Here is a 12,227-nt window from a genome sequence, read left to right as displayed (position 1 = left end):
CATCAACAAATGGTTTCATAATTATGAACAAAATCGTGGGAAAGGATGAAAGCAGAACTGATAAAAACAACCTACCCGGTTGTCAAGAGGAAAGGATTCTTTGTCCCCATTGTAAACGTACTGCTACTAATGGAATTAAGTGTAAAGGTATTTGTGTAGCTGACAGTGACTACTGATAATCACAACTAATATTACACTCCGTCCACGGTCAGCCCTAAATAGTTGCGAACAATTTTCAAGATTCGCTCTGCTGCATGACCATCTCCAAAAGGGTTAATAGCATTTGCCATTGATAAATATGCTTGCTTATCACTTAACAACTCACTAGCAGCAGTTACAATTCTATCTGTTTGTGTTCCTACTAATTTAGCCGTACCCGCTGTTACCGCTTCTGGTCTTTCTGTAGTATCTCTAAGCACTAACACGGGTTTACCAAGACTAGGAGCTTCTTCTTGCAGTCCACCAGAGTCTGTTAACAATAAGTAAGAGCGACCTATTGCTCCTACTAACTCCGCATAATCTAATGGTTCTGTTAAAAAAATCCGGGGGTGTTTACCTAGTATTTGTTGTAATGGCTCTCTAACAGTAGGATTTTTATGTAGTGGTAATAATAAAGCTGTGTCGGAAAACCGATCTAAAATTTCTAGGAAACCTTGAGCAATTGCTTGCAGTGGTTCCCCCCAATTTTCTCGTCGGTGAACCGTGGCTAAAATAGTTCGATATTCTCCCCACTTTAAACCGGGTATATCACAAGCTGGGTTGGCTTTTGCTACGTTCAACAACGCATCAATTACGGTGTTACCAGTCAGGTGGATTTCCCCTAAAACACCGGAATTCTGTAAATTGGTTACCGCTAAGGAGGTAGGTGCAAAATGTAATTGACTAATTTGGGAAATTAATCTTCTGTTAGCTTCTTCCGGATAGGGATTAAACAGATCGTCAGTTCTCAACCCCGCTTCCAAATGACCTACCGGAATTTGCTGGTAAAAAGCTCCTAAAGCTGCTGCAAAGGCAGTTGTTGTATCTCCCTGAACAATCACTAAGTCTATATTTAGCTTTTTATATAAAGTCTCTAAACCTTGCAAACTCCTACATGTAATATCATTAAGAGACTGTTTAGGCTGCATAATCTCTAGATCCCAATCCGCTTTTAGGTTAAACAGCACCATTACTTGTGCGACCATTTCCTTATGCTGTCCTGTAAGAATCACTTCTACTTCTAAGTCCGCAACAGTTTTAAATATCTGAATTACTGGTGCTAGTTTAATTGCTTCAGGACGAGTACCTAAAACAATGCCAATTTTTTTAGTCATTACTTATCGAATTATTGGTCATGAAATAGTACAGCAGCCATAATTCTATCCTAAATCATTCCCATTCGTTAAAACAAAATTTTTTCCCCTCTCTTAAACACGAAAAAACCCGGCTTAACCGGGCAGATGGACTGTTTTTTTAAATTTGACCTATCAAGTTGTAGCTCTAACTAAAACTCTATAAACAGAGTTTATGGCTGAAAATGAGAGTCGGGTAGATGATCGCCTACCCTCCCTACAGGTGGCTACCGCTATTAATTGACATGTCAAACTTATATTAATCATTTGATCTCACAAGTTAAAGGACAAGAAGCATAAACGGTAGTTTGCACCCTTTCCGCATCACCATATAGCCAACTTAACCACTTAACTTCTTTGGGATGAACACTCTTAGCAGTCAAGACACCTGCCACGATTAAAACTGACATAACATTGAAAATTACTAAAGTACCTGCTACGAGTAAAACAGCGCTCGCAGGCATAACAGATTGCAAAACAATAGAGAGTAAGCAACCTACTGTAGCCATAACTACAACTAGTGGAAAACCTACTACTAACAAGCACACTGCTAATGTGAAAGTCCAAATTAAAAAGCTTTTCATCATTAACAAGGAGTACATCTTCCCTTGATTAGAGCTTTGAGCCACAACCATGATCTTTCCTCCTAAAATTACACAGCAAGGTTTAAAGTTGAATTTCAGTTTTGCTCAATTCTTGAGATCACTGTTTTCATTCAGTGAAATTCAGTATATAGAACCTGAAGAAAAAGATGAGCATTTCTTTATTAATCTTTACACTTAATTTTTCGTAATCATGGATTTGATGCCCAAACCGGGTTTGGTTCACTACTCCTAATTCCCCATATATCCCTGGATATATAACTTTGGGAATAGCAATGCCCATGGATCTTACCCAAAATCTGTCTTCTAACTTGCTTAACATTTCTTAATAAAAGTCTCCTTATCTCTCATAATTGAAATGGAAAATAAAAGGCTAGTAGTGACCTATAATTTAGGTAACGCGGTTCCACAAAAATAAATGCTCTGCATTGACAGTGACCAGTGTTAATAACAAACAACAGGTATTAACTAAATTTAATGAGTATTTATAACTTAGGTACAAATATAGATAAACCATCTTTACCTCAAGTGTTTAAAGGGATTGCCTTGTTTACACCGGGGGGAGATTTAATTTACTGTATTGATCCGAGTAAACAGAAGCGATGGCATTTGCATTTGTGTGGGGTCTTGCAGGAAATACTGAATCTATCAGAACCTCCCCATTTTTTAGTTCCTTGTTATACAGCTACAATTGATCATTGGTTAAATCCACGTACACAAAAAATACAGACATTTGCGGAGGCTTATCCTGCGGTAATGAGCTATCAGCCAGTATTGGGAGCAATTTTTGGGACAGGAAATGAAGTGTGGCAAAGGTCACCTTGGCGAGAGGATGTATGTGATCCCATGGTAATAGAGAGTTACCGTTCAACCTTTCCCCAATTATGGGAGGATCACGATTTGATCGTGCGTTTAGATAGTATGTCCATGCCTTATTCACAGAAGCATGTCAATCAAAAACAGATAATACAGAATCATGAAGTTTATGTTTTACGTTTATTTGTTGCTGGTCATAACATATCCACTGAAAGAATTTTAGAGAAACTACATGAATTATTAGAAGAGTACTTGGGGGTTCCTTACACTCTCAAGGTAATTGATGTTTTAACACATCCGGAGCAAGCGGAGATAGATCAGGTTTCAGCCACACCCACATTAGTTAAGATTTGGCCCCATCCTGTTCGTCGGATAGTTGGTAATTTGGATAATGTGGAAAAGGTGTTACAGACCCTGGGTAAAAAAGATAATTTTTAGGAGGGGGAAACCAATCCTTGGCAAATAAGTATTATAATGTATAAGTGATATAAACATCTTAACCTATTTAAAACTACAGTGAAAAGTATGTATTTTACCTGGCTTGACAGTAACAGTTGGCTATTAGAAATTGGGGGGTGGCGCATTCTTTTAGATCCCTGGTTGGTAGGAGATTTAACCTTTAATAATGTAGATTGGCTATTCAAAAGTTATCGCCTGCAGGATCGTCCCATACCAAACAATATAGACTTAATTTTGTTATCTCAAGGTTTGGAAGATCATGCTCATCCACCGACTCTTAAACAGTTGGATAGACATATACCTGTTCTCGGTTCCCCCCAAGCAGCTAAGGTGGTAGAGAAATTGGGATATTATCAAGTGAAGACTCTCCATCACGGTGAAAGTTTTACCTTAGAGGACACTTTAAAAAATAGCACCTTAAAAGACCAATTAGAAATTAAAGCTCTTCCTGGTTCTCCTGTAGGACCCAATGTGAGAGAAAATGGTTATGTGATCCGAAATATATCCAATAATGTGGGTCTATATTATGAACCACATGGTTATCATTCATCCGCACTTGAAGAATTGAGTCCAGTAGATGTAGTCATCACACCTATAATTAACTTATCTTTGCCTCTCCTAGGTCCAGTAATTAAAGGTATGAATAGTGCTTTGGAAGTTGCCAAATTGTTAAAACCCCAAATTATGCTCCCTACCGCTGCTGGTGGAGATGTGTTCTTTGATGGGATATTAAGTAAGGTATTACAAGCAAAGGGGAATGTGGCAGAGTTTAAGGAGTTATTAGAATTAAATAGTTTATCTACACAGGTAATTGAACCTAAACCTGGAGAAAGGATTTCCGTTTAGGAGGATATGGACTGGATTAATTTATTGAGATCCCTACAGTCAGATTTTATTAAAAGATTAAATTCTGGTTGTTTATTAAATTGTGAAATACCAGGAAGTCATAGTGAATTAACCATTATTTCCGGACAAAGACTGAAATCTCTGAGGGAATTTTGCTGGTCTATGGCGGAAAAGTATAAGCGTACCTCTACGGTGCGCGATGTGTTTATTAGTAATCTCAAAGGTAAATTAGGTGAAGAAGTAGTTAAAGAAAGATTAGCAGATTTTATCACTGAGGTTGATTATGAAAAGCGTTTAGGTGGGGATGGTAAAAGTGATTTTACCGTCACTGCACATCCCTGGATTGGGATAGAAGTTAAATCTCGTCACGGGGATTTTGATAAGGTGAGATGGTCTGTGAGTTCCCAAGAGGTAGGAAAAAATGCAGTTATTGTTTGTATTTTAATTCGGGAGGAGGTGACGGAAGCTCAGTCCGCATATCATCTTTTTTTAGCTGGGTTTCTCCCGACAAAAATGATTAAGTTAAAAACTGGCAGAATCTCGTTTGGTATTGATCAGTTGTTATATGGTGGAGGTTTATTAGCATATTTAGAAGATTTACCAGCCATGATTAGTAATGGCATTTCTCAAGAGGTAATTTCATCTAATACAAACGGTTTATACAACTCACACAATTTACCAGCACCAGATATGGGGAGAGATGTGGTGGAGTTTTATGTGAAATTGGGGGATAAACATTTTGATGATGGTGACTATATTGTGGCAATTAGTAATTATAGTCAAGCATTACAAAACAATAAAAAAAACAGTTATTACCAAGGGGAACTCCAAGCTGAACTTAATCTCAGCCATAAATATACTGATAATGTTGGTAATATTGACATTTATGCCTACTATAAACTTGGTTTAGCCTATTATAAATTAGGTGATTATGATATGGCAATTTTCAACTATAACCAGGTAATCAATGCCAATGTAAATCATAGCAATGCTTACAATAAAAGAGGTTTAGCCCATTATAAGTCACGTAATTATCACAGCGCCATAGAAGATTTTAGCCAGGCGATTTCTATTAACCCCGAATTGGCAATTAACTACAAAAATCGAGCCGAAGCTCGTTATTTAATAGGAGATTATCAAGGAGCAACAGAAGACTATAGTCAAGCAGTTAGTATTCATCCCGATTTGTTAGATCAACCAATATTGGTAGGAGATCTAGGAGAATTGTTTAACATTAAATGCCATGATGAAGTTATTTATAAAAATCGAGCCGATCATCTCTATCAGCTGGGAGCATACGAAGAAGCACTAGAAAACTATAATCAGGCGATCGCTCTAAATATTAACTATGTAGATGCTTATTATCAACGAGGTAAAATCTATTTTAATAAGGGAATATATGAAGCAGCGGTGGATGATTTTAGCATGGTTATCAAAACCCAACCCAACTACGGTGATGCATATTATTATAGAGGGAACTGCTGGTTAATTATGGGAAATAAACAGACAGCAAGTGGAGATTTTAAAAAGGCGGCGGATATATATTGGCAAGATGGTAGGTTAGCAGAATACAAAGAAACCCAAGCCATGATCTTAGATGTAGAAATCGAACAATCCTTGGATATTCTAGATTTCTGATGGATTTTTAACAAATTTTTCCACTGGATAAAAGACTGGAATTTTTTTAAAAACCCCCTTTTTAAAACCTGACCAGTTTCATGATAAGTAGGTAGGTGGAATTAAAGAACGTAGGTTGAGTTTAATACGAAACCCAACGCCCCCATGGGTTACCCTACCACTAACCCATCCCACAAATAATTGTGCCTCCCTACTTACTAGCATGATAATATAGCTCAAGTATCCTTATTTTTAATCTGACCATCAACAACCCACCGCTCTCCAGGAGGGATGAAATATGATTCCACATCTACAACAATTATTAGCAACTCAAGATTCGGTTATTTCTCAACTATTGAGGTTTAACCTATACGGACTCAAGGAAACATTAGGACAGGCTAAAACAGCATATCCCGCAGATCCAGGCTATGATTTATGTTCCCAGGTCATTGGGGAAATTGATGGTCTTTTACAGTTGAATTCAGTTGGAGAGTTTGAAGATGTTGAACTCGCAATCCATGATTCCACATCTGGTCAATTACTTACAGAATTAGGGGAAATTTTTAATTCTGATTTAGAGGTCAGGTTTTACTTGGGAGACCAACCCTTACACAGTGATAATGACTGTGATCTCTGGAATGAAATTCACCACAAGTTGCTGCGCTTACCAGAAGATTTGGCTACAATCTGGAAAAACCGCTCTCTGGAAATTGCCAAAAAACTGGGTGCCCTGGAAGATTATGTGCATCTTCGTTATTTACCCTTTGTGCGCGATGAAATTATTTATCCCGGTCTAAATGGCACAATCGTCTCCCCCGGACTCTCTTTGTCTAAAAAAGCTTTGCTCAAATCAGACCTGGCTCAATTACATAACTCCGATAATTGGCATTTTTTAACCAGTTTCCTCTCCTTATATACTAGTTTCATTGATATCGACCCAGACCTACATCACGCCCTAAAAAGTGTCTTTAGCTTTGATATTATCTCTTTTCAATCTCATCCCGAACAAAAGCAATTATATCTGGAATCATTTAGCGATCGCCTGCAACGTCACCAAAAACTTAATGATGATTCCAGCAGCATCATCAATTTACGCAGTTGGCTAGATCTAGATGAAGCAATACATTCTCTAGTATTTGTCCCCCCAGCAGAAAGATATTCCTGGTGGGGAAAACTACAACAAGAATCAAGACGTATACTCAAAAAAATGGCTGATCAAGCTACGAAAGCAGGTAATAACATCAAGATCAAGCAACTATCAGGACTATATGCTGATATTTGCCAGTACACTAAGGATGATTTACAACTGGAGGATGGGGGAACTCCAGGAGAGGTTCTATCCTGCCTTCGCTTATACGCAAAAATAAATGAGGAAGAATATCCAGGAAGGGTAATATATAGAGCTTGTTAAAACAGGGATTTTTAACCCACTCATCCAGTTCTAAAATTCAGAAGAATGATTTTTTGAGCTTTGAGTGATAAAGACATCAATTCAAAACTCAAAATTTCATTCAACTACATGGCTATGGCTCTAAGCCATTTGATTTTCAATTGCCCAGCGTGCTAGCTCAGTACGATTATGCAGGTTAGTTTTGCCTAACATATTAGATACATGGCTTTCAACCGTACGTTGACTGACATTTAATTCCTCAGCAATTTCCCGATTTGCTAAACCCCTAGCCACAAATTGAACTACTTTTAGTTCCGTGGGGGTCAATTGAACATCAAAAGGAACTTGGATGCGAGAACCAGGTTCCCCTACCTTGGTTTGATGTTCTTTCCAGCGACTGGTTTGCTTGAGTGAGGATTCTACTTGGGCCACAAGTTCTTCCGGTTCAAAGGGTTTGACCATATATACATCAGCTCCCTTATTTAACCCTTTTACCCTGTCCGCACTTTGTCCTTTCGCTGACAGAAAAAGCACGGGTACCCAACTAGTCCGCTCGTTTTGTCTCACCTGTTCAACAAAGGTATAACCGTCCATTTCTGGCATCATCACATCACAGATGATCATATCGGGAATATCCTGTTCTAAAACACCTAGAGCTGTTCGCCCATTTTCAGCTGTTAGAACGTCATATCCCCTAAATCCTAGATAGTCTCTGACTAGCAGAATTAAATTAGGATCGTCATCAATCAGTAAAAGTCGTTTTTGGTCTTTCATGCTGAATTCTTTTATAGCGTTGGCATTTTTCGCGCTTAGATCCTTCCCGGAATGGGATGGAGGAGCTTCTTTCCACCTAACTCATTCCTGTTGGTTGTGGTTTGGGAGGGTGGTTGTTACTCCTTACATAATACTAGTAACTTAATGACAAAGGTCTAGTAAGGATACGGAGAGCAAAAGTATTTATAATGCGCTATTATATTTTCCTTTGCCAGAAGCGGGTGCAAGAATCTGATTCAATCATTTTGACAAGTTCAGTGTTGAGCCAAAGATGATTTTTACAACCCTACCCGCATTTCTATTAGGTTACTATTGCCCATACAATATCCAAGTTTTAGCGTTGAAGTTAAATCACACAAAAAAACAAAATTGGAGAACCGATTTTACATTTCTATATCTGTTTAACTCTTGCTAAAGGATTCACCTTTAGTGGTTGAACGCCACAACTCCCTATCCTCTCGGCAGTTAACGCCTCTGAGGAATACATTCTAATTATGTTCAGGCTACTATTGAGGTCTGCATTAATAACCTGACCATTAGCGGATCTAAATAGTCCTCGATGTAATCGTTCCCCCAAGTATTTTTGATGTTTTGCTATGGGTTCAAAATCCCAAGCAGAGCACTTGCTGGTATATGCCTCATTAACTGTGATTAGTTCAATCTGTGCTAGTCGGCATTTATGTTTCAGTATATCAATGAGTCTACTATGAGGTATTGGCATAAAGTTGTGTCTCTTGCTTGTACCCATCCTAGTCTCTTTTTCCCATTCATCGTTCTTTCCCACTACTAAGGTTTTAATACCATTAGACTTGAGATAATTGATTACGATAGAGGAGGTCTGATGAAGATAGTTATCTAATCGGTTATGATGTTTGGTGGTTATCCCACCCAATCTTTGACTAGGTTGACTCTCAGACTGATAGGATCCTATTAGATCCAGCTTTCTGTTGAACAGTCGATTGAGGGATTTTAACGGTTTACCATTCACCAATAAAGGTCTAATAGTTGAACTATTAGTTGTTAAGGCAACCAGGTTATTAACTCCTAGGTCTATACCAGCTATAACTCGTGTAGACCTAGTTGTAGGCTCTTGCACCTCATAAATGAATTTGAGGAGATATAAGCCATTATTCCTGGGAATAATCATGGCTTCTACCAGTTTTCTAGCCTTACCAATGGAATCGTTCACATCACCCTCAAATAGACCCTCAAATAACTGGCACATTCCTTGGACCAGGGATGGTTGATCCATGGTTGGACAACCCTGATATACATTGTATACGACAATTGGAAAGCGTCCCTTAATTTTGTGTTTGTAATTGGGAATTTTTGGTGGATCCACATATTTAGATGGATTAGCTTGCCAATCTTGCCAAGATCTGATATAATTTCTCCACCTTTGTAATACCTGTCTAATGACTGACAAACCTCTGTGAGTAACTGCCATCTCCTGATAAGCTCTGGAACTAAACACTAAGCTATACAGCTTCCCACTAGAGAGTATCTTGCCTGTTTTAAAGAAAGACTGCCTTAGATAATAGGTACACAAATTGTAGAGATTTTTGGCTCTAAAGCAGATTAAATCACATCCCTGCCAATACTTATCATTTTTGTAAATGGGATGCGTTTTAACTAACTGCATCTAGTTTTCTCCTGCAAGTAGAATGTGGAAATTGACGAAATTTGGTTGCACCAATAGCCAAAAGTTGGGAACTCCTGTATTGTTACTCATTCAGCGATTCCTTGACTACATTTCTATAACAATTTTCCTCATTTGGAAATAAAGTTGTTCATATAAAAATATTCACTACTTACGCAACAGAACCAGACAACTAAAATAATTCAGTATTTACGCTTGATTAGCAGGTAATAAATATAGCTAAATACAGTGTAGAAAGGCAAAAATCTAGTTGATTCCGTTTTCCTCACCTATTGAGAATTTATCTGGTTCGGAAAACCGTACAGATAAGATTGTTGCCATTTGTGGTCTTTTTTCGGTACATTAGCACTCAGGAGTTGAGAGTGCTAATCAACGACATTTAAAGATAAGGAAAAAATATGGCAGCAGTATCTCTAAGCGTATCCACAGTTAAGCCCCTAGGCGATCGCGTGTTTGTAAAAGTCACAGCAGCTGAAGAAAAGACAGCAGGTGGCTTGTATTTGCCCGACACAGCAAAAGAAAAGCCCCAGGTAGGGGAAGTAGTAGCTTTAGGACCTGGTAAGCGCAACGATGACGGAACCCGTCAAGAAATTGAGCTGAAAGTAGGGGACAAAGTACTATATTCCAAGTATGCAGGTACAGACATCAAACTGGGTACAGACGAATTTGTACTACTTTCTGAAAAAGACATTCTAGCAGTAGTTGGGTAATAGTAGTTGGGTAGGAGAACGAACTACCCTAGAAACTACCCTAAAAAGTTGATAGTTAACACATAAGCAATTCAAGAAGTAAACAGATTATGGCAAAGCGCATCATTTACAACGAAAACGCCCGTCGAGCTTTGGAAAAAGGTATTGACATTTTGGCCGAAGCTGTAGCTGTGACCCTAGGTCCCAAAGGACGTAACGTAGTTCTAGAGAAGAAATTTGGCGCACCACAAATTGTTAATGATGGTGTCACCATTGCTAAAGAAATTGAATTAGAAGACCATATTGAGAACACAGGCGTTTCCTTGATTCGCCAAGCTGCTTCTAAAACCAACGATGCTGCTGGTGATGGTACCACCACAGCTACCGTGTTGGCCCATGCAATTGTGAAAGAAGGTCTCCGTAACGTTGCTGCTGGTGCTAATGCGATTCAGTTAAAGCGTGGTATTGATAAAGCCACAGCATTCTTAGTAGACAAGATTGCAGAGCACGCGCGTCCCGTGGAAGATTCCAAAGCCATTGCACAAGTAGGCTCCATTTCTGCTGGTAACGATGAAGAAGTGGGTCAGATGATTGCGGAAGCAATGGATAAAGTGGGTAAAGAGGGTGTGATTTCCTTGGAAGAAGGGAAATCCATGACCACAGAATTGGAAATCACCGAAGGTATGCGTTTTGATAAGGGTTATATTTCCCCTTATTTTGCTACCGACGCTGAGCGCATGGAAGCAGTATTTGACGATCCTTATATTCTTCTTACCGACAAGAAGATTGCCCTAGTGCAGGATTTAGTACCTGTGTTAGAGCAAGTAGCACGTCAAGGTAAACCCCTAGTCATCATTGCTGAAGACATTGAAAAAGAAGCTTTAGCTACCCTGGTAGTTAACCGTCTACGCGGCGTACTGAACGTAGCAGCAGTGAAAGCTCCTGGTTTTGGGGATCGTCGTAAAGCCATGTTAGAAGATATTGCAGTTCTAACTGGTGGACAAGTAATCACAGAAGATGCTGGTTTAAAACTAGAAAACACCAAACTAGATAGTTTAGGTAAAGCGCGCCGCATCACCATTACCAAAGACAACACCACCGTTGTAGCTGAAGGTAATGAAGCTGCAGTAAAAGCTCGTTGCGAACAAATCCGTCGTCAAATGGATGAAACTGAATCTTCCTATGACAAAGAAAAACTGCAAGAGCGTCTAGCCAAACTCTCTGGTGGTGTAGCAGTAGTCAAAGTTGGTGCAGCTACGGAAACCGAAATGAAGGATAAGAAGCTGCGTTTAGAAGACGCTATCAATGCTACCAAAGCTGCTGTAGAAGAAGGCATAGTTCCTGGTGGTGGTACAACCCTAGCTCACCTAGCACCCCACTTAGAGGAATGGGCCAATAAAACCTTAACCAGTGAAGAGTTAACAGGTGCTTTAATAGTTGCCCGTGCCTTACCTGCTCCTTTAAAGAGAATTGCAGAAAACGCTGGACAAAACGGTGCTGTAATTGCTGAAAGAGTGAAAGAGAAAGAGTTCAACGTAGGGTTTAACGCTTCTACCAACGAATTCGTTGACATGTTAGCTGCGGGTATTGTAGATCCTGCGAAGGTAACCCGTTCTGCACTGCAAAATGCTGCTTCTATTGCTGGTATGGTACTAACAACCGAGTGTATTGTGGTTGACAAACCAGAGCCCAAGGAAGCTGCTCCTGCTGGTGGTGCTGGTATGGGTGGTGGAGATTTCGACTACTAATCTCTAATGTGGGGGAAGATTTGACACCTTCCCCCAAGTGGGTAAGTGGAATTAAATATAAGATGAACGTAGGTTGGGTTGAAGTATGAAACCCAACACCCCCATGGGTTACGCTCCTGCTTATGATTTAAGGAATATTAGCGAGAAGGAAGCTGCTCCTGCTAGTGGAGACTTGGACTACTAATCTCTAATGTGGGGGAAGATTTGACACCTTCCCCCAAGTGGGTAAGTGGAATTAAATATAAGATGAACGTAGGTTGGGTTGAAGTATGAAACCCAACACCCCCATGGGTTA

General features: G+C 39.3%; 11 protein-coding genes. 7 read left to right on the top strand and 4 right to left on the bottom strand.

All coding sequences use genetic code 11. The features are described 5' to 3' along the window. The first annotated feature begins 23 nt into the window (after window positions 1-23). Window positions 24-176, top strand: coding sequence for a hypothetical protein (locus ASL19_RS18240; RefSeq protein ID WP_167317754.1), 153 nt, complete (start codon window positions 24-26; stop codon window positions 174-176). Between the two features lie 15 nt (window positions 177-191). Here ASL19_RS18240 and wecB read toward each other — a convergent pair whose 3' ends face one another. Both wecB and ASL19_RS09535 read right to left on the bottom strand, forming a co-directional pair. Continuing rightward, window positions 192-1,313, bottom strand: a complete 1,122-nt coding sequence (gene wecB, locus ASL19_RS09540) for a non-hydrolyzing UDP-N-acetylglucosamine 2-epimerase (RefSeq protein ID WP_006278389.1) — start codon at window positions 1,311-1,313, stop codon at window positions 192-194. 281 nt (window positions 1,314-1,594) lie between these two features. Beyond that, the gene (locus ASL19_RS09535; protein ID WP_057178160.1) at window positions 1,595-1,966 is read right to left on the bottom strand and encodes a hypothetical protein; all 372 of its coding nucleotides are present in this window, start codon (window positions 1,964-1,966) and stop codon (window positions 1,595-1,597) included. A gap of 444 nt (window positions 1,967-2,410) precedes the next feature. Between ASL19_RS09535 and ASL19_RS09525 the strand changes: the two genes are divergently transcribed. The 4 genes from ASL19_RS09525 (at window position 2,411) to ASL19_RS09510 (ending at window position 7,082) form a co-directional block, all read left to right on the top strand. Next, window positions 2,411-3,187, top strand: a complete 777-nt coding sequence (locus tag ASL19_RS09525; RefSeq protein ID WP_006278392.1) for a circadian clock KaiB family protein — start codon at window positions 2,411-2,413, stop codon at window positions 3,185-3,187. Window positions 3,188-3,274: 87 nt separating this feature from the next. Next, a complete protein-coding gene (locus tag ASL19_RS09520; RefSeq protein WP_057178158.1) occupies window positions 3,275-4,054 on the top strand; it encodes an MBL fold metallo-hydrolase in 780 nt (259 codons plus the stop codon). A 6-nt stretch (window positions 4,055-4,060) separates the two neighbouring features. After that, a complete protein-coding gene (locus ASL19_RS09515; RefSeq protein ID WP_057178157.1) occupies window positions 4,061-5,692 on the top strand; it encodes a tetratricopeptide repeat protein in 1,632 nt (543 codons plus the stop codon). 277 nt (window positions 5,693-5,969) lie between these two features. Beyond that, a complete protein-coding gene (locus tag ASL19_RS09510) occupies window positions 5,970-7,082 on the top strand; it encodes a hypothetical protein (RefSeq protein WP_057178156.1) in 1,113 nt (370 codons plus the stop codon). Window positions 7,083-7,202: 120 nt separating this feature from the next. Here the strand turns inward: ASL19_RS09510 and ASL19_RS09505 are convergent, their stop codons facing one another. Both ASL19_RS09505 and ASL19_RS09500 read right to left on the bottom strand, forming a co-directional pair. Then, window positions 7,203-7,835 (bottom strand): response regulator transcription factor, encoded by a 633-nt coding sequence (locus ASL19_RS09505; protein ID WP_006278397.1) that lies wholly within the window; start codon window positions 7,833-7,835, stop codon window positions 7,203-7,205. Window positions 7,836-8,226: 391 nt separating this feature from the next. Further along, complete coding sequence (locus ASL19_RS09500; protein ID WP_057178155.1) at window positions 8,227-9,477, bottom strand: RNA-guided endonuclease TnpB family protein; 1,251 nt, start codon at window positions 9,475-9,477, stop codon at window positions 8,227-8,229. 416 nt (window positions 9,478-9,893) lie between these two features. Between ASL19_RS09500 and groES the strand changes: the two genes are divergently transcribed. Continuing rightward, a complete protein-coding gene (gene groES, locus ASL19_RS09495; protein ID WP_006278399.1) occupies window positions 9,894-10,205 on the top strand; it encodes a co-chaperone GroES in 312 nt (103 codons plus the stop codon). An 89-nt stretch (window positions 10,206-10,294) separates the two neighbouring features. Continuing rightward, the gene (gene groL, locus ASL19_RS09490; RefSeq protein ID WP_057178154.1) at window positions 10,295-11,932 is read left to right on the top strand and encodes a chaperonin GroEL; all 1,638 of its coding nucleotides are present in this window, start codon (window positions 10,295-10,297) and stop codon (window positions 11,930-11,932) included. The last annotated feature ends 295 nt before the right edge of the window (window positions 11,933-12,227 follow it).

The organism is Cylindrospermopsis sp. CR12, assembly GCF_001432185.1.
GTDB classification, from domain to species: domain Bacteria; phylum Cyanobacteriota; class Cyanobacteriia; order Cyanobacteriales; family Nostocaceae; genus Raphidiopsis; species Raphidiopsis raciborskii.
This window is presented reverse-complemented; position numbering and strand designations above follow the sequence as displayed.